27 protein-coding genes are annotated in these 25,112 nt (G+C 68.5%); 19 read left to right on the forward strand and 8 right to left on the reverse strand.

What is annotated here, in order from left to right:
- Positions 1 to 2 precede the first annotated feature (2 nt).
- Positions 3 to 503: an amino-acid N-acetyltransferase gene (locus tag ACWEIJ_RS17650; RefSeq protein WP_449838231.1), complete on the reverse strand. Its 501-nt coding sequence runs from the start codon at positions 501 to 503 to the stop codon at positions 3 to 5.
- Between the two features lie 144 nt (positions 504 to 647).
- On the opposite strand from ACWEIJ_RS17650, the gene ACWEIJ_RS17655 reads away from it, so the two are divergent.
- The 10 genes from ACWEIJ_RS17655 (at position 648) to ACWEIJ_RS17700 (ending at position 10,588) form a co-directional block, all read left to right on the forward strand.
- Positions 648 to 2,021 carry an AAA family ATPase gene (locus tag ACWEIJ_RS17655; RefSeq protein WP_449838232.1) on the forward strand — a complete coding sequence of 458 codons (1,374 nt, stop codon included), beginning with the start codon at positions 648 to 650 and terminating at the stop codon, positions 2,019 to 2,021.
- A gap of 70 nt (positions 2,022 to 2,091) precedes the next feature.
- Positions 2,092 to 2,568: an RloB family protein gene (locus ACWEIJ_RS17660; RefSeq protein ID WP_449838233.1), complete on the forward strand. Its 477-nt coding sequence runs from the start codon at positions 2,092 to 2,094 to the stop codon at positions 2,566 to 2,568.
- Positions 2,569 to 2,606: 38 nt separating this feature from the next.
- The gene (gene rimO / locus ACWEIJ_RS17665) at positions 2,607 to 4,025 is read left to right on the forward strand and encodes a 30S ribosomal protein S12 methylthiotransferase RimO (RefSeq protein WP_449838234.1); all 1,419 of its coding nucleotides are present in this window, start codon (positions 2,607 to 2,609) and stop codon (positions 4,023 to 4,025) included.
- Positions 4,022 to 4,600, forward strand: coding sequence for a CDP-diacylglycerol--glycerol-3-phosphate 3-phosphatidyltransferase (pgsA, locus tag ACWEIJ_RS17670; RefSeq protein ID WP_449838235.1), 579 nt, complete (start codon positions 4,022 to 4,024; stop codon positions 4,598 to 4,600). Before rimO ends, pgsA begins: the two co-directional genes overlap by 4 nt.
- Positions 4,597 to 5,076 (forward strand): CinA family protein, encoded by a 480-nt coding sequence (locus ACWEIJ_RS17675; RefSeq protein WP_449838236.1) that lies wholly within the window; start codon positions 4,597 to 4,599, stop codon positions 5,074 to 5,076. Before pgsA ends, ACWEIJ_RS17675 begins: the two co-directional genes overlap by 4 nt.
- 102 nt (positions 5,077 to 5,178) lie before the next feature.
- The gene (locus tag ACWEIJ_RS17680; RefSeq protein WP_449838237.1) at positions 5,179 to 5,601 is read left to right on the forward strand and encodes a helix-turn-helix domain-containing protein; all 423 of its coding nucleotides are present in this window, start codon (positions 5,179 to 5,181) and stop codon (positions 5,599 to 5,601) included.
- Positions 5,602 to 5,958: 357 nt separating this feature from the next.
- On the forward strand, positions 5,959 to 6,810 hold the full coding sequence (locus ACWEIJ_RS17685) for a PspA/IM30 family protein (protein ID WP_449838238.1): 852 nt from the start codon (positions 5,959 to 5,961) through the stop codon (positions 6,808 to 6,810).
- 34 nt (positions 6,811 to 6,844) lie between these two features.
- Positions 6,845 to 7,666: a phage shock envelope stress response protein PspM gene (gene pspM, locus ACWEIJ_RS17690; RefSeq protein ID WP_449838239.1), complete on the forward strand. Its 822-nt coding sequence runs from the start codon at positions 6,845 to 6,847 to the stop codon at positions 7,664 to 7,666.
- A gap of 167 nt (positions 7,667 to 7,833) precedes the next feature.
- Entirely contained in the window at positions 7,834 to 9,087 is a 1,254-nt protein-coding gene (locus ACWEIJ_RS17695; protein WP_449838240.1) for a uracil-xanthine permease family protein, read from the forward strand.
- Positions 9,088 to 9,373: 286 nt separating this feature from the next.
- Positions 9,374 to 10,588: a glycosyltransferase gene (locus tag ACWEIJ_RS17700; protein ID WP_449838241.1), complete on the forward strand. Its 1,215-nt coding sequence runs from the start codon at positions 9,374 to 9,376 to the stop codon at positions 10,586 to 10,588.
- Here ACWEIJ_RS17700 and ACWEIJ_RS17705 read toward each other — a convergent pair.
- The 6 genes from ACWEIJ_RS17705 to ACWEIJ_RS17730 are packed head-to-tail and all read right to left on the reverse strand — an operon-like array spanning position 10,569 to position 15,601.
- A complete protein-coding gene (locus tag ACWEIJ_RS17705) occupies positions 10,569 to 11,546 on the reverse strand; it encodes a quinone-dependent dihydroorotate dehydrogenase (protein WP_449838242.1) in 978 nt (325 codons plus the stop codon). The two genes, ACWEIJ_RS17700 and ACWEIJ_RS17705, sit on opposite strands and share 20 nt — an antisense overlap.
- Before the next feature lie 42 nt (positions 11,547 to 11,588).
- On the reverse strand, positions 11,589 to 12,113 hold the full coding sequence (locus tag ACWEIJ_RS17710) for a hypothetical protein (RefSeq protein ID WP_449838243.1): 525 nt from the start codon (positions 12,111 to 12,113) through the stop codon (positions 11,589 to 11,591).
- Positions 12,110 to 12,667, reverse strand: coding sequence for an RNA polymerase sigma factor (locus tag ACWEIJ_RS17715; protein WP_449838244.1), 558 nt, complete (start codon positions 12,665 to 12,667; stop codon positions 12,110 to 12,112). The genes ACWEIJ_RS17710 and ACWEIJ_RS17715 overlap by 4 nt, the downstream gene beginning before the upstream one ends.
- Positions 12,668 to 12,718: 51 nt before the next feature.
- Positions 12,719 to 13,969, reverse strand: a complete 1,251-nt coding sequence (locus tag ACWEIJ_RS17720) for a cytochrome P450 family protein (protein WP_449838245.1) — start codon at positions 13,967 to 13,969, stop codon at positions 12,719 to 12,721.
- Positions 13,970 to 14,001: 32 nt separating this feature from the next.
- The gene (locus ACWEIJ_RS17725; RefSeq protein WP_449838246.1) at positions 14,002 to 14,763 is read right to left on the reverse strand and encodes a DNA-formamidopyrimidine glycosylase family protein; all 762 of its coding nucleotides are present in this window, start codon (positions 14,761 to 14,763) and stop codon (positions 14,002 to 14,004) included.
- The gene (locus ACWEIJ_RS17730; RefSeq protein WP_449838247.1) at positions 14,756 to 15,601 is read right to left on the reverse strand and encodes a ParA family protein; all 846 of its coding nucleotides are present in this window, start codon (positions 15,599 to 15,601) and stop codon (positions 14,756 to 14,758) included. The genes ACWEIJ_RS17725 and ACWEIJ_RS17730 overlap by 8 nt, the downstream gene beginning before the upstream one ends.
- Before the next feature lie 33 nt (positions 15,602 to 15,634).
- On the opposite strand from ACWEIJ_RS17730, the gene ACWEIJ_RS17735 reads away from it, so the two are divergent.
- The 6 genes from ACWEIJ_RS17735 (at position 15,635) to ACWEIJ_RS17760 (ending at position 19,860) form a co-directional block, all read left to right on the forward strand.
- Positions 15,635 to 16,354 (forward strand): class I SAM-dependent methyltransferase, encoded by a 720-nt coding sequence (locus tag ACWEIJ_RS17735; protein WP_449838248.1) that lies wholly within the window; start codon positions 15,635 to 15,637, stop codon positions 16,352 to 16,354.
- A gap of 114 nt (positions 16,355 to 16,468) precedes the next feature.
- On the forward strand, positions 16,469 to 17,038 hold the full coding sequence (locus ACWEIJ_RS17740) for a sigma-70 family RNA polymerase sigma factor (RefSeq protein WP_449838249.1): 570 nt from the start codon (positions 16,469 to 16,471) through the stop codon (positions 17,036 to 17,038).
- Entirely contained in the window at positions 17,035 to 17,751 is a 717-nt protein-coding gene (locus ACWEIJ_RS17745) for a class I SAM-dependent methyltransferase (RefSeq protein WP_449838250.1), read from the forward strand. Before ACWEIJ_RS17740 ends, ACWEIJ_RS17745 begins: the two co-directional genes overlap by 4 nt.
- Before the next feature lie 85 nt (positions 17,752 to 17,836).
- The gene (locus ACWEIJ_RS17750; protein ID WP_449838251.1) at positions 17,837 to 18,403 is read left to right on the forward strand and encodes a sigma-70 family RNA polymerase sigma factor; all 567 of its coding nucleotides are present in this window, start codon (positions 17,837 to 17,839) and stop codon (positions 18,401 to 18,403) included.
- A gap of 51 nt (positions 18,404 to 18,454) precedes the next feature.
- Positions 18,455 to 19,132 (forward strand): sigma factor-like helix-turn-helix DNA-binding protein, encoded by a 678-nt coding sequence (locus tag ACWEIJ_RS17755; protein WP_449838252.1) that lies wholly within the window; start codon positions 18,455 to 18,457, stop codon positions 19,130 to 19,132.
- A 209-nt stretch (positions 19,133 to 19,341) separates the two neighbouring features.
- Positions 19,342 to 19,860 (forward strand): sigma-70 family RNA polymerase sigma factor, encoded by a 519-nt coding sequence (locus ACWEIJ_RS17760; protein WP_449838614.1) that lies wholly within the window; start codon positions 19,342 to 19,344, stop codon positions 19,858 to 19,860.
- Here the strand turns inward: ACWEIJ_RS17760 and ACWEIJ_RS17765 are convergent.
- The gene (locus ACWEIJ_RS17765) at positions 19,841 to 21,151 is read right to left on the reverse strand and encodes a glutamine synthetase (protein ID WP_449838253.1); all 1,311 of its coding nucleotides are present in this window, start codon (positions 21,149 to 21,151) and stop codon (positions 19,841 to 19,843) included. The genes ACWEIJ_RS17760 and ACWEIJ_RS17765 overlap by 20 nt on opposite strands.
- A gap of 12 nt (positions 21,152 to 21,163) precedes the next feature.
- Between ACWEIJ_RS17765 and ACWEIJ_RS17770 the strand changes: the two genes are divergently transcribed.
- The 3 genes from ACWEIJ_RS17770 to ACWEIJ_RS17780 all read left to right on the forward strand — a co-directional run bounded on the left by ACWEIJ_RS17770 (position 21,164) and on the right by ACWEIJ_RS17780 (position 24,316).
- Positions 21,164 to 22,261, forward strand: coding sequence for an amidohydrolase family protein (locus ACWEIJ_RS17770; protein WP_449838254.1), 1,098 nt, complete (start codon positions 21,164 to 21,166; stop codon positions 22,259 to 22,261).
- A 32-nt stretch (positions 22,262 to 22,293) separates the two neighbouring features.
- Complete coding sequence (locus ACWEIJ_RS17775; RefSeq protein ID WP_449838255.1) at positions 22,294 to 23,568, forward strand: DNA polymerase IV; 1,275 nt, start codon at positions 22,294 to 22,296, stop codon at positions 23,566 to 23,568.
- Between the two features lie 85 nt (positions 23,569 to 23,653).
- A complete protein-coding gene (locus ACWEIJ_RS17780) occupies positions 23,654 to 24,316 on the forward strand; it encodes a hypothetical protein (protein ID WP_449838256.1) in 663 nt (220 codons plus the stop codon).
- Positions 24,317 to 25,112: the final 796 nt, after the last annotated feature.

Raw genomic sequence — 25,112 nt, forward strand, 5'->3', positions numbered from 1 at the left:
AGTTAGAGCTCCAGGAGCATCCGGCTGTTGCCGAGCGTGTTGGGCTTCACGTAGCTGAGGTCGAGGAACTCGGCGACACCCTCGTCGACGGACCGCATGATCTCCTCGTAGACCTCGGGGCTCACCGGCGTGCCCTCGATCTCCACGAACCCGTGCTTGCCGAAGAACTCGGTCTCGAACGTCAGCACGAAGATCCGCTTGAGCTCCAGCTCCTTCGCCAGGGCGACGAGCTGCGCCACGATCCGGTGACCCACGCCGCGTCCCAGCGCCATGGGGGAGACGGCGACGCTGCGGATCTCGGCCAGGTCCTCCCACATCACGTGCAGGGCGCCGCAGCCGAGCAGCTCACCGTCCTGTTCGGCCACCCAGAACTCCTGCACCGCCTCGTACAGGGTGACCAGCGGTTTGGCGAGCAGGACCTTCCCCGCGTACCCGTCGATCAACGCCTTCATGGCGCGCACATCGCTGGTGCGGGCACGCCGCACGACTACCCCACTGGTCACAACCGTCAAGTATGGGCTGGCCCCTCGTGACCGGTGCGCGGCGGTGTGCTTGCTTGCGGGATTGTCGCTGGAGCAAGCTAGGGGTCGTTCTGTGCGGTTTACTTGCACAAGACGGCTTGAAAGGCTTTGGCGGAGGTGGTTTCGGTGCTCAGGAGCTTCCGGCTGGAGAATCATCGCTCGTTCCGCGACGAGCACGAGTTGTTGCTCATGCCTGCGTACGTCAAGGAACGCGATGCCCTGCCGGTCGTGGCGATCTATGGTGCCAACGCCTCTGGTAAGTCGAACCTGCTCGACGGCCTGAAGTTCATGGCGGACGCGGTGCGGGACTCGTTCGCCTTGTGGGGGCCTGACGCAGGTGTGGTCGGTCGTCGCTCGTTCAAGCTTGATGCGGGTAAGCGTGCTGAGCCGTCCATGTACGTGGTCGAGTTGATCCAGGACGGCGTGCGGTACACCTACGGCGTTGAGGTGGACGACGCACGCGTTCGGGAGGAGTGGCTGTACAGCTATCCGGAGAAGCGCAAGCGGATCCTGTTCGAGCGTGTTGGTGACGACATCAAGTTCGGGAGCACGCTCGACGACTCGAAGTCCGCGCTGGAAGTCCTGGAAACGATGCTCCGGCCGAATGCGCTTCTGGTTAGCCTTGCCGCTCAGCTCAAGGTTTCCTGGGTGCTGCCGGTATACCGCTGGTTCGTGAACTCCATGCGGTTCCAGTCTCCGGTAGGGGGACGGGCACTTGAATTGGAGATCGCAGAATTCCTGCACGCCCGGCCGGAGCTCAAGGGTGAGCTGGTCGAACTTGTGCGTGCGGCAGATGTCGGAATCAACGACATAATTGTCAGTGACGCGCGTGAAGATTTCGTTCTGCTCAGAGGTGGCGAAAGGTTGTGGGCTGCCGACGACTGGTCGTCCTTCAAGTCGCCGGACGGGTTCGTCGTTGTGCCGCATTCGCAGGTCGTCGATGGTGCGGGAACCGCTCGGTTGCTGGATTCGGCGAACCGTCTGTTCATCAGCGGTCATGGTCAACTGATGTCGCGCAAGCCAGGCGTTCTCTTAGTTCACCGCGGCGGTGCGGAACCGTTTCGGCTCGACGAGGAGTCGGCGGGTACGAGGTCCTGGCTGGGTGTTCTACCTGCTGTTCTCTCGGTGCTGCGGGACGGCGGCTGCCTCGTCATCGACGAGATCGACGCGAGTCTCCACCCCCTGCTGACCATGCGCCTGATCTCGCTTTTCAACAATGATCGCGTGAATCCGACGGGTGGCCAGCTGATCTTCACCACGCACGACGCCACGCTCCTGCACGCGCCATTCGACGAAGAGGTGCTCGCGAGGGACGAGGTCTGGTTCGTCGAGAAGGAGAAGTCGACCGGGGCCAGCACGCTGTACCCGTTGACGGACTTCAAACCCCGCAGCGAGGACAATCTTGAACGGCGCTATCTCGCTGGGCGTTATGGGGCCGTACCGGAGCTGTTCGAAGACAGGTTCACGCACATCGTCAGAGGTGGTCGTGGCGAAGCGTGACAGAAGACGGGAGAACACGCAGTCGCGACGTGGTCGAACGCGTGCACTGCGTCCTGGCCACGTTCTCGTGGTGACCGGCGGCGAACGAACTGAGCCTGCCTACCTCAACGGGCTGGCTCAGGCCCGCCGTGCCCGCATCAAAGTGAGATCCAGGACCGACTCGCCCGAGAACCTGGTGAGGTATGCGAAACGCATCTTCACCGCCGACGAGTACGACGGCGTTTGGTGTGTTGTCGATGTTGATGAGTTCGACGTGCAGGCGGCTCGTTCGGCAGCTGAACGTCTGGGCGTTGAACTGGTCGTGTCCAACCCCTGTTTCGAGATCTGGCTGATCCTTCACTTCGCCGATCATCGCGCGCACGTCGACAACGGCAAGGCGTGCTGCAAGCTGTTGACCAGGCACGTTCCCGACTACGACAAGACGAAGGTCGACTACGCGATGTTCGACGAGGGAGTCGAGTCGGCGATCAAGCGCGCCAAGGAGTTGGGACCGGGTAACCCGTCCACGGACATGTGGCGACTCGTCGAGGTGCTGTTGCAGCGCTGATTAAAGCCACGGCACCCCACCCGGTTACGCTGAGCACCGTGTCTTCTCCCACCACTCCGCGACGCGTGTCGCTGCTGACCCTGGGCTGTGCCCGCAACGAGGTCGACTCCGAGGAACTCGCCGGACGCCTCGGCGAGGGCGGCTGGGAGCTGGTGGACGAGGGCGCCGAAGCGGACGTCGTCGTCGTCAACACCTGCGGCTTCGTCGAGCAGGCCAAGAAGGACTCGGTCGACACGCTGCTGGCCGCGTCCGACACCGGTGCCAAGGTCGTCGCGGTCGGCTGCATGGCCGAGCGGTACGGCAAGGAGCTCGCGGACAGCCTGCCCGAGGCCGCGGCCGTGCTGGGCTTCGACCAGTACAACGACCTCGCCGAGCGCCTCAACGACGTGCTGCACGGCAAGCCGGTCGAGTCGCACGTGCCGGTGGACCGCCGCACGCTGCTGCCGATCACGCCGGTGAAGCGCCAGGACGCCAAGGATTCGGTCCAGGTGCCCGGCCACGGCTGGGGCCCCACCAAGACGCCCCGCAAGCGCCTCGACGACGCCCCGGTGGCACCGCTGAAGATCGCGTCCGGGTGTGACCGCCGGTGCAGCTTCTGCGCCATCCCGAGCTTCCGCGGCGCGTTCGTGTCGCGGCACCCCGACGAGATCGTCTCCGAGGCCATGTGGCTCGCCGAGAACGGCGTCAAGGAGCTGTTCCTCGTCAGCGAGAACAGCACCAGCTACGGCAAGGACCTGCCGCGTGAGCAGGGTGCGCTGGAGCAGCTGCTGCCGCGGCTCGCGAGCATCCCGGGCGTCGAGCGGGTGCGCGTGAGCTACCTGCAGCCGGCCGAGACCAAGCCCAGCCTCGTCGCCGCCATCGCGAAGACCGAGAAGGTCGCGAACTACTACGACATGTCGTTCCAGCACTCCAGCGAGAACGTGCTGCGCCGCATGCGCCGGTTCGGTGACACCGACAGCTTCCTCAAGCTCGTGTGGCAGATCCGCGAGCACGCGCCCGAGGCGGGCATCCGCAGCAACTTCATCGTGGGCTTCCCCGGCGAGACCGAGGAGGACCTGGCCGAGCTGGAGCGGTTCCTGACCGAGGCGCGGCTCGACGCGGTCGGCATCTTCGGCTACTCCGACGAGGACGGCACGGAGGCCGAGAACCTCGACGGCAAGCTCGACGCCGACACCATCGCGGAACGGGTGCAGCGCATCGGCAACCTCGTCGAGGAGCTCACCAGCCAGCGCGCGGAGGACCGGGTCGGTTCCGAGGTCGTCGTGCTGATCGAGCACGAGGAGGACGAGGAGAGCGACTGCGTCGGCCGGGCCGAGCACCAGGCGCCCGAGGTCGACGGCGAGTGCATCGTGCTCGAAGGCGAGGACCTCAAGCGCGGTGACCTCGTGCGGTGCCGCGTGGTCGACTCCGAGGGCGTGGACCTGGTCGTGGAAGTGGTCGAGGTGCTGGGGACATGACGGAGGCCAGGAAGGTCCCGCTGCTCAACGTCGCCAACGTCCTCACGATGGCGCGGATGGCACTCGTTCCGGTCTTCCTGCTCTCACTGTTCGCGGCGGGCGGCTTCGACACCACGTGGCGGCTCGTCGCGTTCGGCATCTTCGCCGTCGCGAGCTTCACCGACCACATCGACGGCACGCTCGCCCGCAAGCACGGGCTGATCACCGACTTCGGCAAGATCGCCGACCCGATCGCGGACAAGGCGCTCACCGGATCGGCGCTGGTCGGCCTGAGCATCCTCGACGTGCTGCCGTGGTGGATCACGATCGTGATCGCCGTGCGCGAGGTCGGCGTGACGCTGCTGCGGTTCTGGGTGATCCGCTACGGCGTGATCCCGGCCAGCCGCGGCGGCAAGGCCAAGACGTTGCTGCAGGTCATCGCGATCGGGCTGTTCCTGTTGCCGCAGAACGACGTCATCGAGGTCATCGCGTGGGTGATCATGGCCGCCGCGCTGATCCTCACCGTCGTCACGGGAATCGACTACGTCGTCCGCGCGTTTAAGTTGAAGGCTCGCGCGGGTAGGGCGGTGGCGTGACGAACGTCGTCGGACTGCTGAAGGCGCGCGGGCAGACCGTTGCCACCGCCGAGTCGCTGACCGCGGGTCTGCTGTGCGCGACGATCGTCGACACACCGGGGGCGAGTGCCGTGGTCCGCGGTGGGTTGATCGTCTACGCCACCGAGCTCAAGCACGAGCTCGCCGGCGTGGACCAGCAGTTGCTCGACGAGCACGGAGCCGTGCACCCCGACGTTGCGATCCAACTGGCTGAGGGAGCCCGGAACCGGTGCAAATCGGACTGGGGAATCGGACTCACCGGCGTCGCCGGACCTGATCCGCAGGACGGTGTCGCTCCAGGAACGGTCCACATCGGCTTGAGCGGGCCTGGAGTGTCCACAGTGCGGACCATCACGGTGAGTGGTGACAGAAAAGCGGTGCGTTTCACAGCCGTGGAAAAAGCGCTGGTCCTGCTGTCGGATTACCTGCTGGTGACCGAGGACGGGAACAAACGATGACTCCGCGTTCGTTCGCCCTTGGCGGACGTGTTCGGAAGTCACTGCCCGTTGTCGGTGTCGATCGGTAACGTAGGGACACGGCCGGCCGGAAGGAGGCGCGCGATGACCGTGCTGCTGCGCGAGGCGATCGGTGATCGGCTTCGCCATGCCCGCACCAACCAACGCCGCACGCTGCGCGAGGTCTCTCGGACCGCCCGCGTGAGCCTGGGGTACCTGTCCGAGGTGGAGCGCGGCCGCAAAGAGGCGTCCAGCGAGCTCCTCGCGGCCATCTGTGAAGCGTTAGAGCTGCCGCTGTCCGAACTGCTGCACCACGTCGCCTCCGACATCGGCGCCGTCTCGCAGACGCCGGACACGGTGCCGGACACCGTCCCCGACGGCCGCTCGGATCGCGGGAAGCTGGAAGGCGGCCGGGTGCTGCCGACCACGCTCTCGGACGACCTGTCCGACCTGCGCCTGCAGCCGATGCTCAGTCACCGGCTCACGAGCAAGATCGGCAAGACGCCGAAGGCAGTCGTCGCGGCGTAATCCCATGTCGTTCCGACCCCGTCCACGTTCGAGTGGGCGGGGTCGCTGGCATTCGGGTGAACGTCGACGGGCTGTGGTCCCCGCCACGTGACGGTCTGCAACAAGATTGCCCGTTCGCACGTTCAACTCAACAACGACGCCAGCACGCTGGGCGGCAGGCAACGGCTTGGCCACAGCACGTTGGGTCACCGCGTCTCGGGGCGCGGGTGCGGGCAGGATTGGGCGCCGTCGGGCGTTCACTCCAAAGTCCCGGGGAGGGTCGGGGTCTTCCCGGATATCTCCCCAGGTTGGTGGAACCGCCGACGCACAATTGAGACGATGGATCCAACACCGGCACCGAGAAGGCAGGCGTAGGAGATGGCCAGTCCGTTCGTTAAGTTCTGGAAGTACCTGATGGCATCGTTCTCGTCGAAGATCGACGAGCACGCTGACCCGAAGGTGCAGATCCAGCAGGCCATCGAGGAGGCGCAGCGTCAGCACCAGGCGCTCTCTCAGCAGGCCGCGGCCGTCATCGGCAACCAGCGCCAGCTGGAGATGAAGCTGAACCGGCAGCTCGGCGAGGTCGAGAAGCTGCAGGCCTCCGCCCGCCAGGCCCTCGTGCTCGCCGACGAGGCGCGCTCGAAGGGTGACGAGCAGAAGGCCCAGCAGTTCGAGAACGCCGCGCAGGGCTTCGCCACCCAGCTCGTCACCGCCGAGCAGGGCATCGAGGACCTCAAGACGCTGCACGACCAGTCGCTGCAGGCCGCCGCACAGGCCAAGCAGGCGGTCGAGCGCAACTCGATGATGCTGCAGCAGAAGCTCGCCGAGCGCACGAAGCTGCTCAGCCAGCTGGAGCAGGCGAAGATGCAGGAGCAGGTCTCCGCGTCGCTGACCCAGATGAGCGAGCTCGCGGCGCCCGGCAACGTGCCGTCGCTCGAAGAGGTCCGCGACAAGATCGAGAAGCGCTACGCCACCGCGATCGGGTCGGCCGAGCTGGCCCAGAACTCGGTGCAGGGCCGCATGCTCGAGGTGCAGGCCTCGACCACGCAGCTCGCCGGCGCCTCGCGGCTGGAGCAGATCCGCGCGTCCATGTCCGGCGGTGCGTCGAGCACGCCGCCGCAGGTCACCGCGGGCAACAGCGCGGCGGCGCAGATCCAGGCCGAGATCGCGCAGCGCGTGCAGCAGGAGCAGAAGACCACGCAGCAGCAGGTCCCGCCGGCTCAGCACTGACGCTGCGCCACGGGGGAGGAGTCAGCAGGTGATCATGGAGCCCTGGAGAAACCGTCCCAACAACGAGATCGTCCGCAAGGTCGTCAACGAGTTGGGTGCGTCGCTCCAGGGCCACCCGCTGGCCGAACAGGCGCGTTACCGCCTGCAGAAGTGGAACGACCCGCGCGCCAAGCTGGAACGCAAGCGCAAGCGCACCAACGCCGTGCTCACGTTCTGGCTGGCGTTGATCACCATCTTCGGCACGCTGGCCGTCTTCGGCTTCACCGGCGTGCTCGGCACGTGGGCCACCGTCAGCGGCACGATCGGCGCGGCGCTGCCCGGTCTGCTCGCCGTGCGCAGCGGGTTCAAGCTGCGCGAGCTCAAAGCCTCGAAGCAGCGGCTGGAACTGACGCCACCGCCCGCGGTCCGGCCGCCGTTGCCCGCGCACATCTCGGCCGCGCGCATCCCGATGGAGAAGCTGCACGGCGCCGAGGACACGATGCACGAGCTGCTGCGGCAGCTCGACTCGCCGACGCTCACGTCGATGCCGACCGAGTCCGTGCAGCACGCCCGGCAGACGGCCCAGGAGGCCTCCGCGGCCATCCGCGCGGTGTCCGCGCAGCTCCAGGCCGTGGAACAGGCGCGCAACACCGCACCGCCGTTGGAGCGCGCACCGCTGGTCGAGGGTGTGCGCGTGCTCAGGATCCAACTCGCGGACGGCGTGGACCGCTACTGTTCGCTGGTGGCGGCCGCCGGTCAGGCGCTGGCGGCGAGCACGGCGTTCCAGGACCCGCGTCAGGTGCTCGACGACGCCACCGACCACATGGCCGGTCTCGCGTCTGCAATGCGAGACGTGTCAGGCTATCGAGCGTACTGAGCCTCACGCTCTGTAGTTGCGTGCCGCTATTCGGCGGTTCCCTGTAGAGATCTTTACGGCGATCGTGTGATTATCAGACCGTTATCTAGCCGTAGCCACTACATGGCGTGGCAGGATTCCGGGGCCGGTCTGCGGGAAGTCCGGCTGGGTTGCCGGGAGGCAGTGCGTTGGCGTTGTGGACCGTGCACGGGGACGGTCGGATCACCGACAGTGAAACCGTCGCACCGCAGGAGCGGCTGAGCTGGCCGCTCACCATCGGGTTCGGTGTGCAGCACCTGGTCGCCATGTTCGGCGCGACCGTGCTCGTCCCCACCATCACCGGTCTTCCCGTCGCCACCACGCTGTTGTTCTCCGGCCTCGGCACGCTGCTGTTCCTGGTGATCACCAAGAACCGCGTCCCGAGCTACCTGGGCTCGTCCTTCGCCTTCGTCGCACCTCTCGTGGCCGCCCGTGAACAGGGCACCGCGGCCCAGCTCGGTGGCGTCGTCGCCGCGGGCCTGCTGGTCATCGTCGTCGGCATCGCGGTCAAGGCGCTGGGCGTCCGCCTGCTGGAGTCGGTCATGCCGCCGGTGGTCAGCGGCGCCGTCGTGATCATCATCGGCCTGAACCTGTCGCACCAGGCCACCTCGAACTTCGCCGCGCAGCCCCTGCTGGCCGCCCTGACCACCGTGGTGATCCTGCTGGCCGGCGTGCTGGGTCGCGGTCTGCTGTTCCGGTTCTCGGTCCTGGTGGGCTTCGTCGCGATCTGGCTCGGCGGCGTGGTGTTCGGCGCCGTGCCGGACTCGAAGTTCGCGGACCTGCGCGCCGCCGCGTGGGTGGGCCTGCCGAAGCTCTACCAGCCGGAACTGCGCCCGTCCGTGGTGCTGCTGATGCTGCCCGTGGTGATCGTGCTGGTCGCCGAGGTCGTCGGGCACGTGAAGGCGGTCGCGGCCCTGACCGGCCGCAACCTCGACGGCAGCGCCGGTGACGCGATCATCGCGAACGGCCTCTCGACCGCGCTGTCCGGCCTCGGTGGCGGCGCCGGTACGACGACGTACTCCGAGAACATCGGCGTCATGGCCGTGACCCGTGTCTACTCGACGGCGGCCTTCGCGTTCGCCGGTGTGTTCGCCGCTGCTCTCGCGTTCTCCCCGAAGGCCATCGCGCTGTTCGGCACCATCCCGCCGGGTGTGCTCGGCGGCTGCACGTTGGTGCTCTACGGCCTGATCGTGCTCATCGGCGTCCGCATCTGGATGGACCGCGGCGTGGACCTGGCCAACCCGGCGAACGCGATGGTCGGCGGCGCGGCGCTGGTGGCGGGCGTCGGCGACCTGACCATCGAGATCGGTGACCTGCAGATGGGCGGCATGGTCTGGGGCTCGCTGCTGGTCGTGATCCTGCACCCGGTGATGCGCTGGCTGAGGGCAGCACGTCGTAACTAGTGGCGCGTCTCGGAACATTGGCGAGGTAATCCACGCTCAGCAGGGCGCTCGCGGCACCACGATGCACCCGTCTGACCGCGAATTCCCCCGGCAACGTTCCGAGCCACACCACTAGTGGCCACACCTTTGTGTGGTTTTCGTCCCTCCACTTCGGACCGATCCTCCTTCCGGTCCACGGAGGGAGTTCCGTCATGGTCGCCGCGTACTACGTGGTGTTGTTCCTCGCCTGCTCCGTCATCGCGGGCAGTCTCGTCGCGTCCCGCATCCTCCTGCTCCGGTACCGCCGATGACCTCGCTGACATGGCTCATGGTGCCGTTGGCGACGATCGGCGTGGTGCGGGTGTGCGTCGTCCTGGTCGCGGCTGATCTTTACGACCTGTCGTTGCACCGCGCACGTCCGGTGCCGTACGCGCCACCGGTGTGGGTCGTCATCCCGGCCTGCAACGAGGAGCTGTGCGTCGCTCGCGCGGTGCGGTCCGTCCTCGGCAGCACCTACGCCGACGTGTCGGTGATCGTCGTCGACGACGGTTCGAGCGATGGCACGGTCGCCGCGCTGCAGGGCTTCGGCGCGCGCGTTCGGGTGGTCTCGCAACCGAATGCGGGCAAGGCCGCGGCGATCAACACCGGCATGCGCCTCGTCGGCGACGGGCTGGTGATGGTGCTGGACGCGGACTCGACGTTGTCCAGGACCGCCGTCTCGCGGATGGTCGCGCACTTCGCCGACCCGGTGGTGCTCGCCGCCGCGGCCAACGTGAAGATCGCCTGCCCGCGGGGCGTGCTGGGGTGGGTGCAGCGGCTCGAATACGCCGTGGTGCACCGGTTGAAGCAGGGCTACACGGTGTTCAACTGCGAGTACGTGATCGGCGGTGTCGGCTCGATGTTCCGCACGTCGATCGTGCGTGCGTGCGGCTACTTCGACACCGACACGATGACCGAGGACATCGACTTCTCCATGAAGATCCTGTCCGTGCGCGGCAACCACGACTGGCGCATCATCTTCGCCGCCGACGCCATCGCCCACACGCAGGCCGTGCCGTCACTGCACGGACTGCTGCGGCAACGGTTCCGCTGGAAATTTGGCCGTCTGCAAGCGTTCTACAAACACCGCTCGCTCTTCTTCGGCACGTCCTGCTCGCGCCTTCTCTCGTGGCTGCACCTGCCGTACACGGCAGCAGCAGAGGTCCTGGTGCTGTTCGAGCCGCTCTTCGTGTACGTCGTCGTCAGCGCAACATTCCAGACCGGCTGGTTCACCGGCATCCTGCTGTTGTGCGCCCTGTACACGGGCGTCGCCTTCTTCACGATCGTCGGCGACCTGACCGAGCCGTGGCGGGCCAAGACACCGTTGCTCGCGCTGGTGCCGTTGGCCTACCCGTTGCTGATGGTGATCGTGTTCGTCGACTTCGTCGCGGTGGTGCGCTCACTGCTGACGGTGCTCCGCGGCTGCCGTCCGGTCGGCCGCTGGGAGCACGTCGAGCGCACGCTCACCTCAGGGCCCGGTTGATCCGGCTGACCAGCCCCGGCCCCTCGTAGATGAACCCGGTGTAGATCTGCACCAGGCTCGCCCCGGCGTCGATCATGCGCTTGGCGTCGTCGGCCGTCGCGATGCCGCCGACCCCGATGACCGGCAGCTCGCTGTTCTTGGTGATGAACCGGACGACGTCGTTCGCCCGGTGCGTGAGCGGCCGGCCGCTGAGGCCACCGGTCTCGCTCCGATGGACGCTCTTGAGGCCCTCGCGGCTGAGTGTGGTGTTCGTGGCGATGAGGCCCTTGATGCCGTTGTCCACGCACACCTGGATCACCTCTTCGATGGCATCGTCGGTGAGGTCCGGCGCGATCTTGACCAGCATCGGCTTGTCCGTGGCCGCGGTGAGGGCCTGCACGAGCTCGGTGAGCGCCCCCTTGTCCTGCAGGCTGCGCAGACCGGGCGTGTTGGGTGAGCTGACGTTGATCGCGTAGTAGTCGCCGTGGTCCCTGAGCGCTTCGAGCGAGTTCAGGTAGTCCTGCACGGCGTCCTCGACCGGCGTGATCTTGGACTTGCCGAGGCTGATGCCGAGCGGCGCCCGCAGCGTCGTCCGGTCGAGCTTCCGCGCCAGCGCCTGGGCTCCGGCGTTGTTGAAGCCCATCCGGTTGATGATCGCCTCGTCCTCGCGCAACCGGAACAGCCGCGGCTTCGGGTTCCCCGGCTGCGCGTGCCAGGTGACCGTGCCGACCTCGACGAACCCGAACCCCAGCGCGGCCCACGCCGGCAGCGCCCTGCCGTCCTTGTCCAGGCCCGCCGCGAGCCCGACGGGGTTGGGGAAGCGGACGCCGAACACCGTGCGCGGGTTGTTCTGGTTGCGGGCGAACCTGGCCAGCGGGCTGAGGCGGGCCATGACGTTCAGCGTGGTCTCGTGGACCCGCTCCGCGTCGCCGCCGTGCATCCCGAACAACGCCCTGCGAACCACCTGCTTGTAAACCACGCGCCCACCCTATAACGCCAGTTCAGGGTGGGCGCGTGGACCTCAGCTGCCGACCTCGGCGAGGCAGTCGGGCGCCGGGTCGCGGTGCGGACCGGTGAAGCTCAGCCCGGTGGCGCGGTTCGGCATGTTCGAGACGCCCAGCAGCACCGTGTAGCCGGCCGGGATGTCGCCGGGGCTCATCGTGACCGAGCCGTCCTCACCGATGCGCGGCATCTTGTAGCCGCCGAGGAGGTCCAGCCTGCTCTCGTCGAGAGGAGCGCAGTCCTTCGACATCGGCACCGCTTTCGCGCCGATCCCGTACTCGCGCAGCTTGGCGTTGGCCTGGTCGACTCCTTTGACGTCCCGGATGGTCACCGTGACGCTGCCGTCGGCGTTCTTGGTGACCGCCCAGGCCTCGGGAGCGTTGCCATTCGTGGTGATCGCCACCGTGGCCGCGCCCGCGACCGCCAGCACCGCCGCCGCCACCAGCAACGGCCGCACGGACCTGCTGCGCTGCTCCGGCACGTCGACCAGCGCCGCACCGTGCTCGCTCATCAGGTCGTCCAGGAGGTTGTCCTTGAAAGTCATCGCTGTCCCCCGCCCGCAGCCAGGTCGCGGATCTTGCCGCGCACCCGGAAAAGCCTGATCCGCACCGCGCCGGACGAGACGCCCAGCACCGCCGCGGCTTCCTTCGGTGTCATGCCGACCACGTCGACCAACTCGATCACTTCGCGGTCCAGCGCCGGCAACGCCGACAGGGCGGCGACCAGGTCGCGGCCCGCGCGTTCGGCGTCGATGCGACCCACCAGATCGTCGATCTCGTCACCGGACAGCGCGCGACGACCGGTCATTCGCACGACGACGTCGCGGCCGCGCGTGACGGCCTCACAGTGCTGTGCGAACACACGGCGGGCGATGCCCAACAGCCAGGCGCGCGCGGTACCGCGAGAGGAGTCGAAGCCGCCGAACGACGTGATGGCGGCGACGAACGTGTCCGCGGTGAGGTCGGCGGCGGTCTGCGGGTCGGCGGTGCGCCGGGCGAAGTACGCCATCACGACGTCGAACTCGGCCTGGTAGACGGCCTCGAACGCCCGTGCCGCGGGGGCGCGTGGTGGAGGGTGGACTGGAACTGGGACGGTCATCGGCTGGCTCACGTTGATGATTGCCGACTTCCGGCAATGCCGTTACGCGAGTCAGGACAGCTTGGGCACCTTGATCGTTGCCTGCTCGTCGAGCGGCATGGCCGGCTTGGTCCGGAACCGCACCGGCAGCGACTTCAACCCGCGGATGTTGACCGACACCCGCCACGCCAGCGGCTCGTCCGGGTTCAGCACCAGCCCGGGGCACCGTTGCAGCAACGTCCGGAACGCGATCTCACCCTCCAGCCGCGCGAGCGGCGCGCCCAGGCAGAAGTGGATCCCGTGCCCGAAGGCGAGGTGCTGCCGGTCGGCCCGCTCGATGTTCAGCACGTCGGCCCGCGGGTAGCGCGCCGCGTCGTGGTTGGCCGAAGCGAGCGACAGCAGCACGACGTCGCCCGGCGGAATCGGCACACCGCCGATCTGCAGGCCCGGCCGTGCGAACCGCATGGTGGCGTGCGAGGTCGGCGGGTCGAACCGCAGGAACTCCTCGATCGCGCCCGGCAGCAGCGACGGCGACCGCGCGAGCAGCTCCTGCTGTTCGGGATTGCGCAGCAGGGCCAGGGTGCCGTTGCCGATCAGGTCGATCGTCGTCACGTAACCGGCCACGAGCAGCAGGAACGCCAACGACACCAGCTCGCGGTCGTTCAGCGCGTCCTCGCCGGTCACGCGGGCCAGTGACCCGATCAGGTCGGTGTCGCCGGAGGTCCGCTTCCACGCCACCAGGTCGCGCAGGTACCCGGACGCCTCCTCGTGGATGCCCGCGACCAGCTCGTGGTCGCCCTCGTTAACGCCGGTGACGACGTCGGCCCAGTACTTGAAGTTCTCGCGGTCGACCTCGGGCACGCCGAGCAGTTCCATGATCACCGTGACCGGCAGCGGCGAGGCGAACGACGAGATGAGGTCGCACTGGCCGTCGTGCACGAACGAGTCGATCAACGACGACGCGACCTGCTCGATGCGTGGGCGCAGCGCGGCGATGCGGCGTGGGGTGAACTCACGCGACACGGCACGGCGCAGGCGCGTGTGGTCCGGTACGTCGCTCATCAGCATGTGGTCCGCAACGTCGCTGAACCACCCGGCGGCCACCATGGGGTACGTGCGCGGTACTGGGCCCGCTGCGGAGCCGTGAGAGGCCAGCAACGGGTTGTTCAGCGCGGCGCGCACGTCGGCGTAGCGGGTCACCAGCCACATGGACATGCCGAAGACCTCGATCTGGTGCACGGGGCCTGCTTCCCGCAGGTCCTTCAGCACCGCGTACGGGTCCTCGGTGAAACCGGGGCGCAGAGCATCCAGATTGACCGCCATGTTCGAGGACACGAACAGAACACGGCCGCGGTTCAAACGGATTGGCAATTGGGGCAGAAGTACACAGTTCTGGCATCCATATCGCCCGATCGGACTCTTGTGCCGCAACGCACGCACGGTCTGCTGGTGCGCTCGAAAACCCAGTTCTTGACCCGCGGATCAGACGTCGTGATCTGCTCCGGCCGCCACTGGTTGGCTTGCAAGAGCTTGCGGGACAACGCAACCGCGCGTTCCGCGTCGACCGACGACACCGGCGCCCACGGCGAAACCCGCAACAGGAAACAGACTTCGACGCGGTACAGGTTCCCGACACCGGCCATGATCCGCTGGTCCAGCAATGCGAGACCAACAGGTCGCGAATGGTCCTCGGTCAACCGCCGAACGGCCTCAGCGGCGTCGAAGTCCGGTGCGAGCAGGTCGGGCCCGAGATGTGAGATCAGCCGATCCTCGTGCGCGGTCGGCACGAACTCCAGGTCGTGCAGCGCGAAACCGATGGCCTGCCGGTCGTCCACCTCGAACACCGCGCGGGCCTGGTGGGCGGGCCGCCGCCAGCGCTCGCCCGGCCGGTAGAGGTGCCACGCGCCGTCCATCCGGAAGTGGCTGCGCAGGCTGTTCCCGTCGGAGAACCGGGTGAACATGTGCTTGCCGTAGGTGCGCACCCCGAGCACGTCGAGCCCGGCCAGCTCCAGTGCGGACAGCCGGGGGTGGCGCAGTTCGCCGCGCCGCAGCGTCTTCCCGGCCAGGGCCTCGTGCATGCGGTGCCCGGCCAGGAAGACGGTGTCGCCCTCAGGCATCCACCGCCTCTTGGATCTCGTCGTCGTCGAAGTCCTGGTGCACCGCGCGGCGCCGGCTGCGGGAGATGCGCTGGATGCGGGCGAGCAGCAGGTTGAACGCCAGCGCCACCTCGCGCGCGCCCGGCGTGCCCCACTCGTGGATGGGCATGCACGCGCCCTGTGCCTGCTGCACGGCCAGACGGTCCGGCAACGCCACCGGCATCACCAACGGGCCGAAGATGTCGCGCAGCTCGTCGATGCGGAACTGGTGCTCGTGGGACCGCGGCCGCACCCGGTTCACCACGACGCCCAGCGGCTGCAGGTCCGCGTTGTTCTGCTCGCGCTCGTTCTGCACCGCCTCGAACGCCCGTTGCACGCCCGCCACCGCGAACATCGTCGGTTCCGTGACCAGCAACGCACGGTCCGCGGCCACCAGCGCCGAGCGGGTCAGCTGGCCCAGCGACGGCGGGCAGTCGAGCAGCACCAGGTGGTACGGGAACTCGTCGTACATGTCCCGCAACGTGCGCAACGCGTCTTTCAGCCGGTGCAGCCGCGACTCGTTCGGGTCCGGATGGTTGAGCAGCTCGGCGTCCTCCGACCCGGACAGCACGTCGATGCCGTCGCCCCACCTGCTCGGGCGGATCGCCTGCTCCAGGTTCTCCTCGGACGGGTCCTGCAGGACGTCGTAGATGCTCGCCTTGGACTCCTCCGGTTCGAGCGTCGACGTGGCGTTGCACTGCGGGTCGAGGTCGATCACCAGCGTGCGGACGCCACGACGGAGCGCGGCCGAGGCGAGGCCGAGGACCACCGTCGTCTTGCCGACGCCTCCCTTGAGGCTGAGCACGGACACCGTATGCACAGACCCACTCTAGGGTCTCCTACTCTTACTGCCATGCGACCGGACGCCGTACACAGGGTGCTCGACGCCGAACTGGCCGCCGCCCGCACACGTCGTGGCGGCGAACCTCCGCGCGTCCTCGACGTGGGTGGTGGCAGCGGTGTCTGGGCCGTGCCCCTCGCCGCGGCGGGCTGCGCGGTCACGGTCGTCGAGCCGTCGCCGAACGCGCTGGCCACGTTGAACACCCGTGCGCGCGAGGCCGGGGTGACCATCAACGCGGTCCAGGGCGACACCGACTCCCTCGGTGTTCCCGCTGGTGAGGCCGATCTGGTGCTCGCGCACGGCCTGCTGGAGGTCGTGGACGACGCACCCGCCGCGCTCACCTCGCTGGCCGCGGCCGTCGCGCCGGGCGGCGCGGTGTCGGTGCTGGTCGCGAACCGGTTCGCGGCGATCCTGCACCGCGCGATCGCAGGCCGTATCGTCGACGCTCGGCGGTTGCTGGACGACGACGCGGGTCAGCTCGCGGGCACGCGTGATCCGTTGCAACGCAGGTTCGACGTTCCAGGACTTGAGAAGCTGGTCCTGGAAGCGGGACTTTCCGTCGAGGTCCTGCAAGGTCATGGCATCGTGTCCGACCTCGTGCCCGGCGTGGTGCTGGACGCGAACCCCGGCGCCGCCGACGCGCTCGCCGAACTGGAACTGGCTGCTGCCACACGGTCTCCGCTGCGGGACGTGGCCGCTCGACTGCACGTACTGGCCCGCCGCACCGCCTGACCGTGTTTGATCATTTGGGTTTGCAGTCGGGACTTTTGTGGTCCTGATGGCTGGCCCCAAACGACTTTGCGGCGAAAGATTGGTGGCTCCGCTGCCGAAGTAGGGACCAACGCCATGGAGAGCTCCGACCTGCTGGCCTCGCTCGTGAACGAGGCCGTCGCGGGGGACCGGCGTGCCGTCGAACGGCTGCTGGCGTCCGTGCGACCGCTCGTGTCGCGGTACTGCCGCGCGCGCGTAGGTCGCAACGAACGGGCGTATGCGTCGGCCGACGACGTGGCGCAGGAGGTCTGCCTGGCGGTGCTGACAGCCCTGCCCACGTACCGCGACCAGGGCCGGCCGTTCCTCGCGTTCGTCTACGGCATCGCCGCGCACAAGGTCGCGGACGCGCACCGGGTCTCGGCGCGCAACCGGTCCGAGCCCGTCGCCGAGGTGCCGGACGGGCCGTCGCTGGCCGTCGACCCGGAGGAGAACGCGCTGCTCGGGTCGCTCTCGGTGCGGCTGGGCAGGCTGCTGAACGGGTTGCCGGAAAAGCAGCGCGAGATCCTGCTGCTGCGGGTCGTGGTCGGGCTGTCGGCCGAGGAGACGGCCGAGGCGGTCGGGTCGACGCCGGGCGCCGTGCGGGTGGCTCAGCACCGGGCGCTGGCGAAGCTGCGGTCGTCGGTGGGGGTCGAGGAGCTGATTTGACCGGCGCCTTCTACGACGGGCTGGCCGGGACGTACGACCTGATGTTCCCGGACTGGGACGCGTCGATGGCCCGGCAGGCGGCGCAGCTCTCGGAGTTCATCCCGTCCGGCGCGCGCGTCCTGGACTGTGCGTGCGGCATCGGTACGCAGGCGATCGGTCTGGCTCAGCGCGGCTACTCCGTCGTCGGGTCGGATCTCAGTGGCAAGGCGGCTTCTCGGGCCGTTGTGGAGGCTGCCGCGCGTGGGGTGTCGTTGCCCGCGTTCGCGGCGGACATGCGCGCGTTGCCGTTCGCCGATGCCTCGTTCGATGTCGTGCTCGCCGCGGACAACGCGCTGCCCCACCTGCTGACTGCGGATGACGTCCTCGCGGCGCTGCGAGAGATGCGGCGGGTATTGCGCCCCGGCGGTCGGCTCATCATCTCGACGCGCGACTACGACACGATCCGGCGCGAACGGCCATTGTCGACGCCACCGTCTGTTGGGCCTGGTCGTGTCGTGTCGTTCCAGCTCTGGCGCTGGGACGGCGACCAGTACGAGCTGGAGATGTTCCAGCTGCACGAGGCCGATTCGTGGCGCGTTGTGGTGAGCAAGGCACGATATTGGGCGATTACCCGTCATGAACTCACCGAATTGGCGGAACGCGCCGGTTTCGGTTACACGGAGTGGTCGCTCCACGCCTATTACCAACCGCTGATGGTTGCTCCGTTCGGGTGACGTTTGAAGCTTCTCCCTACTTTCCGCATAAGGAGTGACGTTCCGCACGTCTCTCCCTCGGGATGTCGAGGAGGGGAAGCTTCGAATGGAAAGTTCGGCGTTATCCGCGGAGCTGGTCAACCTGGCCGTGCAGGGCGATCGCAGGGCCATTGACCAGCTACTTCGCTACCTGCGCCCGTTGGTGGTGAAGTACTGTCGCGCACGTGTGGGGCGTTCTGCGACAACCGCGGACGATGTCGCGCAGGACGTCTGTCTGGCCGTCCTGACGGCGCTGCCGAACTACCGGGAGCAGGGCCGGCCATTCCTGGCGTTCGTCTACGGCATCGCGGCGCACAAAGTCGCCGACGCGCACCGCGCTCTCGCCCGCAACCGTGCCGAGCCGATGGCCGAGGTGCCCGACCAACCGTCGCGCGGCACCGGGCCGGAGGACTTCGCGCTTCAGGTCGAGTTGAACGGCACCATGGGCGAGCTGTTGCGGATGTTGCCGGAGAAGCAGCGCGAAATCCTCGTGCTGCGCGTGGTGGTGGGTCTCTCCGCCGAGGAGACTGCCGAGGCGGTGGGGTCGACGCCGGGCGCCGTTCGGGTCGCTCAGCACCGGGCATTGGGGCGTTTGCGCAAGGAGATCGTCGCCGCCAGTGTCCCGATCGGGTGAATCTCGTTTGGGCGCGTGGGCTAAATGCATCCAAACGACATACCTAAGGGCATGAGGAGTTCTGACCCAGCGCACGCCGCCGAACGGCTGCGCGTCGACGGGGTGCTCGTGCAGCACTTCCGCGAGTCAGGACTGACGGGGTCGCGCTGGGACCAGTTCCACCGCCAGCTTCTCGGGCACGGACTGACGATCGTTACAAAGCTCGTGCGGTCGGGGGCGATGTTCGCCCGCTGCGGCCGTCACGGCCGGTACCTGCACCAACAGGTCATTCCGCGGGACGAGGCCGAGGAGCTCGCGAGCGACGCGGTCTTCGAGGGGTTCGTGATCTTCTGCGAACGCGGCCTGCTCGGCAGGGAGTGGTCGGTAGAGCACGGGCAGCCGTTGAACGAGTACTTCGTCAACGCGTGCGTGCTGGCGTTCCCGAACGTCTACCGGCGTTGGCAGACGCGCATGAGCGGCTGGCGGGACGTGGACCTGCTGGACTCGTTCGCCTCGCTCGAACAGGTCGTGGCCGAGGGGAACCCCGAGGACGCGGTCGTCGAGCAGCAGGCGGCCAACGCGGCGTTCGCGGCGCTGAGCGAGGACAGCCGCAGGTTGCTGATCCTGCACGAGCAGGGCTACTCGCACGCCGAGATCGCCGAGCTCACGCGGCTCACCCCGCGTGCCGTCGAGGGACGACTCCGGCGCGCACGCCTCACCGCACGCCAGCACACGGACGAGGAATGGTGATCCGCGTGGAGTTCACACCCGGTCTGCATCGCAAGGTCCCCGCGGAGGCCGTTCAGCACTCGTCCGTGGGAGGTGCGGTCGACGTGTCGAAGGAGACGCTCGACTCGTTGGTCGAGCGGACGACGGGCGTGGGCGGCCAGGAACCGGTCGACCCGCCGGCGCCCTCCTACTACTCCCACCGTCCCGAGGCGGCGGACAGCCACGTCGCGCTGGCCGTGGCGGGGGATCGTGCGGCGATCAACCGGTTGCTCGGGACCATCAGGCCGTTGGTCGTGCGGTACTGCCGTGCGCGCGTTGGGTCGTTCGCGTCGGCGGACGACGTTGCGCAGGACGTGTGCCTCGCCGTGTTGACCGCTTTGCCGTCATATCGCGACCAGGGGCGGCCGTTCCTGGCCTTCGTGTACGGGATCGCGGCGCACAAAGTGGCTGATTCGTACCGGAGCTTCACAAGGAACCGCGCGGAGCCCGTGCCCGAGCTGCCCGAGTCGGTGGACGCGGAGGCCGGACCGGAGCAGCTTGCGGTGCAAGGGGAGCTGTCCGCGCAGATGGCTGCTCTACTGCGCGTGTTGCCCGAGAAGCAGCGCGAGATCGTGGTGCTGCGTGTGGTGGTGGGGTTGTCGGCGGAGGAGACGGCCGAGGCGGTCGGCTCCACGCCCGGTGCGGTGCGGGTGGCTCAGCACCGGGCGTTGACGCGGCTGCGCAAGGAGCTCAGTGGCGCCAGCGAGTGACGTTGGCGATGCCCTGCGGGCTGGCGTCCTTGTAGCGCTCGATCTCGCCGCGCCGCACGTCCGCGATCGTGCCCGCCAGCTCCTTGCCGAGCGCTTCGGTGAGCACTGAGTCCTTCTCGAACTCCTCGACCGCCTCCCTGAGCGACGTCGGCAGTCTCGGCACGCCGTCCAGCAGCGCCGGGTCGACGTTGAGGCCTTCCGGGAGCGCGGCCTGCGTGGCGATGCCGTCCAGACCGGCCGCGATCACGCCCGCGACGACCAGGTACGGGTTCGCGGTCAGGTCGAAGCACTTGATCTCGAGGTTGTCCCGGATGAGCCTGAGTGCCGTCTCGCGGTTCTCTTCGCCCCATGCCACGAACGGTGCCGACCACGTGTGCGGTACGAGCCTGAGGTAGCTCGCGAGAGAGGGAGCACCAATAGCGCACAACGCGCGGATGTGGTTGAGGACGCCCGCGCTGAACTGCCTGGCCTCGTCCTGGAAGTCCTCGAAGAGGTTCGTTCCGTCGCGCCAGATGCTGAGGTGCAGGTGGCCGCCGTTGCCGACGCCGCCGTTGACCACCTTGGGGGAGAACGACGGGCGCATGCCGTGGCGGATCGTGATGGCGCGGATGGTCTCTTTGACGAGTACGGCGGTGTCCGCTGCCGCGACCGGGTCTTCCGGTGCCGTGGAGACCTCGAACTGGCCCGCCGCGTACTCGGGGTGGAACTGGAGGACCTCGACGTCTTGCTGGTCCAACGCCGTGAGGATGTCCACGCAGTAGTCGGACAGCTCTACCTGCCGTGCGTGTCCATAGGCGGCACCGCTCGTGGCTGGGACGTAGTCGTCGGTGCCGGGCTTGCCGACGCACCACTCGATCTCGAAGCCCGCCTTGGCGGTGAGGCCGTGGTCGGCGAGGTTCTGCCGCGCCCTGCGGGCCTGCAGGCGCTGGTCCATCGGGTACGGGACACCGCTCTGGAAGTGGCGGTCGGCCGGTGCCCAGGCCCAGCCCGGCTGGCCCGCGAGCACCGTGAGGCGGTCGAGGTCCGGGTGCAGGCGCAGGTCGCCGACCGGTCCGCCGGCGAACCGGCCCTGGATGATCCAGTCGTCGAACAGGAACACGTCGAACACCGGTGAGGCGCCCACGCCGTGCGCCGCCGCGTGGGCCAGCCGGCGCAGGGGGACGGACTTCGTTCGCGTGATGCCGCTGTTGTCGACCCAGGTGAGCGCCACGACGCGCACGTCCCTGGCGTTCAGCCCGTCGAAGAGTTCCGTCGCCCGGTCGAACCGCTGGTCCCGCTCGGCAGAGTCCACGATCCTAAGGTTATGGGCATCTTGCCGTTCGTCGCCGAACTCGGGCTGATAGATCACCACTGCCACGGTGTGCTGCGCGTCGACAGCACGCGTGAGGAGTTCGAGTCGCTGCTCCTGGAGGGCGACTCCGCGGGACCGTCGGGCGGGTCGTTCTTCGACTCGGCGCTGGGGTTCGCGGTGCGGCGGTGGTGCGCGCCGCTGCTGGACCTGCCCCGGCACGCGTCGGCCTCGGCGTACCTCGAACGGAGGAATTCGCTGCACATCACCGAGGTGTCGCGGACGTTCCTGATGGCGTCCGGGATCCACACGTTCCTGGTGGACGGCGGGTTCCAGCCGGATCGGCTGCTGTCGGGCGCGGAGCTGTCGTCGTTGGCGGGGGCGGTTTCGCACGACATCGTGCGGCTGGAGCACCTGGCTGAGTCGTTGCGGCCTTCGGTCGCGCCTGCCGAGTTCGTGGCGGCGGTGCGCGCGCGGCTGGCTTCCGGCGGTGCGGTCGGGGCGAAATCCGTTGCGGCGTACCGGATCGGCCTCGCGTTGCCCGGGGTGCGGCCGGCCGATGCGGACGTTCTCGCGGCGGTGCGGGCGTGGCCGGGTGGGCGGCTGGCCGATCCGGTGGTGATCACGTGGCTGGCGTGGGAGGCGTTGGACGCCGGGCTGCCGTTGCAGTTCCACGTGGGCTATGGCGACTCGGACATCGATCTGCACCGATGTGACCCGTCGTTGCTGACGCCGTTCCTGCGGGCGACCGCCGGTCTGGGTGTACCGATCCTGTTGTTGCACAACTACCCGTTCCACCGGCAGGCCGGGTATCTCGCGCAGGTGTTCCCGCACGTGTTCTGCGATCTCGGCCTGGCCACGCACGGGCTGGGGCATCAGGCGCCGCGCGTGCTGGCGGAGGCGTTGGAGATCGTGCCTTACGGCAAGTTCCTGTTCTCGTCGGACGCCTTCGGCCTGCCCGAGTTGTACTACCTCGGCGCGTCGCTGTTCCGGCGCGCGTTGTCCGACTTCCTGTCCGACGGTCTGCGTCGTGACGCGTTTCTGGAAGAGGACGCGCATCGGATCGCGCGCCTCATCGCGTCGGAGAACGCGGCGCGCGTGTACAAACTGTAGGATTCCTCGAACTGGCGTTCGAGGGGGTGTTCATGGGTCGCAGTGCGAACCTGCCACGCGGCCTGCGCGATCGGTTCCGTGCCCGCGATGGCGTCTGGCCCGATGACACGGGCTGCCGGATGCTGCACGTCGACATGGACGCGTTCTACGCGTCGGTGGAGATCCGCGAACGACCCGAGCTCGCCTCGGTGCCGGTCGTGGTCGGTGGTGTCGGTGGCCGCGGTGTCGTGTGCTCCGCCAACTACCTGGCCCGCGAGTACGGCGTGCGCTCGGCGATGCCCACCGCGCACGCGCGCCGCCTGGCCCCGCACGCCGTGTACCTGCCGCCGCAGTTCGACCTCTACCAGGAGGTCTCGCGCGGGGTCATGGCGATCTTCCGCGACATCACGCCGCTGGTGGAGCCGCTTTCTCTCGACGAGGCGTTCCTCGACGTCGGCGGTGCACTTCGCCGTCTGGGCCTGACGCCGGGAGGCGTGGGGGAGCTGGTCCGGTCGCGCGTGTTCGCCGAGCACGCGGTGACGTGTTCGGTGGGCGTGGCGTCGACGAAGTTCCTCGCGAAGCTCGCCTCCGGCATGTGCAAGCCCGACGGCATGATGGTCGTGCCGTCCGACGCCGCGCTGGACTTCCTGCACCCGCTGCCGGTGTCCGCGTTGTGGGGCGTCGGCGCCAAAACCGCTGCGCGCCTTGAGGAACTGGGCCTGGAGACGGTCGCCGACGTCGCCGCGACCCCGTTGCCCCGCCTGCGCCGCATGGTCGGCGTCGCTCTCGCCGAGCACCTCTTCGCCCTGGCCGCCGGCGTGGACGAGCGCGCGGTCGTGCCCGTGACTCGCGAGAAGTCGATCGGCGCCGAGGAAACCTTCGAGGTCGACCACTACGACCGCGAGCTGCTGCGCCGCGAGCTGTTGCGCCTGTCGGAACGTTCGGCGGGTTCGTTGCGCGCCAAGGGTTTGCGCGGCCGAACCGTCTCCATCAAGGTCCGCTTCTCCGACTTCACGACGATCACCCGCTCACGCACCCTGCCGGTGGCGACCGACGTGACCCAGGAGGTCTACCGCACCGCCGCCGAGCTCCTCGACACCCAGGTCCCGCCCGGCGCGGTCCGCCTGATCGGCGTCCGAATAGAGGGTCTTGACAGCGCAGACTCCGCCCAGCAACTGATCTTCGACGCCCCAGAACGCGGCTGGCGCGAAGCCGAACAAGCCGCTGACCAGGCCCGTTCCCGCTTCGGCTCACTGGCCGTCCGCCCGGCGTCACTGCTCGGCAACAGTCCGGACAGGACAGCCGAGTTCGAACCCAAGCCCGAGTGATCGCGACTTGTCCACAACCCGGAAGTTGTCCACAGCTTCCGGATCACCCCACCTCCCCCACCCGAACCCGGCGCAAGATGAACCCATGCGCCACCCCATCGACCTGGAAGCCCTCGGCACCCTCTTCGACCACCGAGTGGCCCCGGCAGCCGCCCTGCTCCACATAGGACTGACCCCGCCCCTGGTAGAACAACGCTGCCGCCCAGGCGGCCCCTGGCAACGCCTCCTACCGGGCATCCTGCTCCTGAGCCGAGCGGGCCCCAGCCGCACCCAGCTGGTCCACGCGGCCCTCATGTACGCGGGCGAAGGCTCCATGCTCACCGCCTTCGACGCCCTCTGCCTGCACGGCATGAAGTCGGCGATCCCACTGCTGGGCCCGATCCACGTCCTGGCCCCACGCCGCTCCAGAGCCATGGGCTACGGCGCCCTGCGCGTGGAACACACAGACCGCCTCCCAAAACCGGTGGTCCGCCGAGGCTTCCACACGGCCCCGCTGGAACGAGCCGCGATCGACGCGGTCCGCCGAACCAAGTCCATCCCCGACACCAAAGCCATCCTGGAGGAGGTGAGCCACTTCGTTGGCGTCCAGGCCCTGCGCATGGAACTGGCCCTCGCCCCACCCCGAGGCACGGCCCTGGCCCGCAAACTCCTGGGCGAGTCCCCAGCCCGCCAACTGGAACGCGCGGTGCTGGAACGCCGAACCCCACCACCCCGCACGCCCGCCCGCATCCCGGCCGCAGTCGGCTAACCCTTACCCAGCAAGGCATCCACCAGCCCCGCAGCACAGCGCGCCTGGCGCACCCCGCGCCAGGCCGCGACCCAACGCGCGCGCCGAGGCGCCTCGGTTCGCGCGGGAACCGCTGCCCCTGAGTGCCCTTGCCCGAGGCCGAGCCAAAAGGCCGCCCAGGATCGTGATCTGTCCCTCGAACCAAGCCGCCGAACCAAAGCCCTGGACCGCGCCCCGAGTGCCGGTCCGGATCCCGAGTCTCGGTCCGAGCTCAAAGCCCTGACCCGCAACCAAAACCCGGCCCGCCACCAATTTCCGCCCGCATCCTCAACCAGGCTCTGCCCAAGCCAAATCCGCACCCAAGCCTGGCGTGCACCCAAGCCTGGCGTGCACCCAAGCCTGGCGTGCGCTCAAGCCCGGCCCGGTTCACATCCGGCTGGCGCCCACACCCGACCCGCACCGAGCCCGACCCGCATCCCAGCAGCGCCAGACTCGGCCGCATCCAGGACCTCGCCCACATCCATCACCCCGGCCCGTACCCAGGACCCCGACCCGCACTCCGGCCTGGCTCGCACCCCAGCTGCGCCAGACCCAGCCGTACCCAGGACCGGGCCCGTACCCAGGAAGTCGCGCCCACACCCGGCCGCGCCACACCCGACCCGCACCCAGGAGGCGACCCGTGCCCGAGCCCGACCCGCACCCCGGCCTGGCTCGCACCCGAAGTCGCGCCCACACCCGGCCGCGCCACACCCGACCCGCACCCAGGAGGCGACCCGTGCCCGAGCCCGACCCGCACCCCGGCCTGGCTCGCACCCGA

The sequence above is a fragment of the Lentzea sp. NPDC004789 genome, from assembly GCF_053601075.1.

Coding starts and splice junctions, on each gene's coding strand:
- ACWEIJ_RS17770 (WP_449838254.1), top strand. CDS start 21,164: ATGGGCATCTTGCCGTTCGTCGCCGAACTCGGGCTGATAGATCACCAC.
- pgsA (WP_449838235.1), top strand. CDS start 4,022: ATGACGGAGGCCAGGAAGGTCCCGCTGCTCAACGTCGCCAACGTCCTC.
- ACWEIJ_RS17740 (WP_449838249.1), top strand. CDS start 16,469: ATGGAGAGCTCCGACCTGCTGGCCTCGCTCGTGAACGAGGCCGTCGCG.
- ACWEIJ_RS17720 (WP_449838245.1), bottom strand. CDS start 13,969: ATGGCGGTCAATCTGGATGCTCTGCGCCCCGGTTTCACCGAGGACCCG.
- ACWEIJ_RS17680 (WP_449838237.1), top strand. CDS start 5,179: ATGACCGTGCTGCTGCGCGAGGCGATCGGTGATCGGCTTCGCCATGCC.
- ACWEIJ_RS17725 (WP_449838246.1), bottom strand. CDS start 14,763: ATGCCTGAGGGCGACACCGTCTTCCTGGCCGGGCACCGCATGCACGAG.
- ACWEIJ_RS17755 (WP_449838252.1), top strand. CDS start 18,455: ATGAGGAGTTCTGACCCAGCGCACGCCGCCGAACGGCTGCGCGTCGAC.
- ACWEIJ_RS17715 (WP_449838244.1), bottom strand. CDS start 12,667: ATGACCGTCCCAGTTCCAGTCCACCCTCCACCACGCGCCCCCGCGGCA.
- pspM (WP_449838239.1), top strand. CDS start 6,845: ATGGAGCCCTGGAGAAACCGTCCCAACAACGAGATCGTCCGCAAGGTC.
- ACWEIJ_RS17775 (WP_449838255.1), top strand. CDS start 22,294: ATGGGTCGCAGTGCGAACCTGCCACGCGGCCTGCGCGATCGGTTCCGT.
- ACWEIJ_RS17735 (WP_449838248.1), top strand. CDS start 15,635: ATGCGACCGGACGCCGTACACAGGGTGCTCGACGCCGAACTGGCCGCC.
- ACWEIJ_RS17710 (WP_449838243.1), bottom strand. CDS start 12,113: ATGACTTTCAAGGACAACCTCCTGGACGACCTGATGAGCGAGCACGGT.
- ACWEIJ_RS17750 (WP_449838251.1), top strand. CDS start 17,837: ATGGAAAGTTCGGCGTTATCCGCGGAGCTGGTCAACCTGGCCGTGCAG.
- ACWEIJ_RS17700 (WP_449838241.1), top strand. CDS start 9,374: ATGACCTCGCTGACATGGCTCATGGTGCCGTTGGCGACGATCGGCGTG.
- ACWEIJ_RS17685 (WP_449838238.1), top strand. CDS start 5,959: ATGGCCAGTCCGTTCGTTAAGTTCTGGAAGTACCTGATGGCATCGTTC.
- ACWEIJ_RS17780 (WP_449838256.1), top strand. CDS start 23,654: ATGCGCCACCCCATCGACCTGGAAGCCCTCGGCACCCTCTTCGACCAC.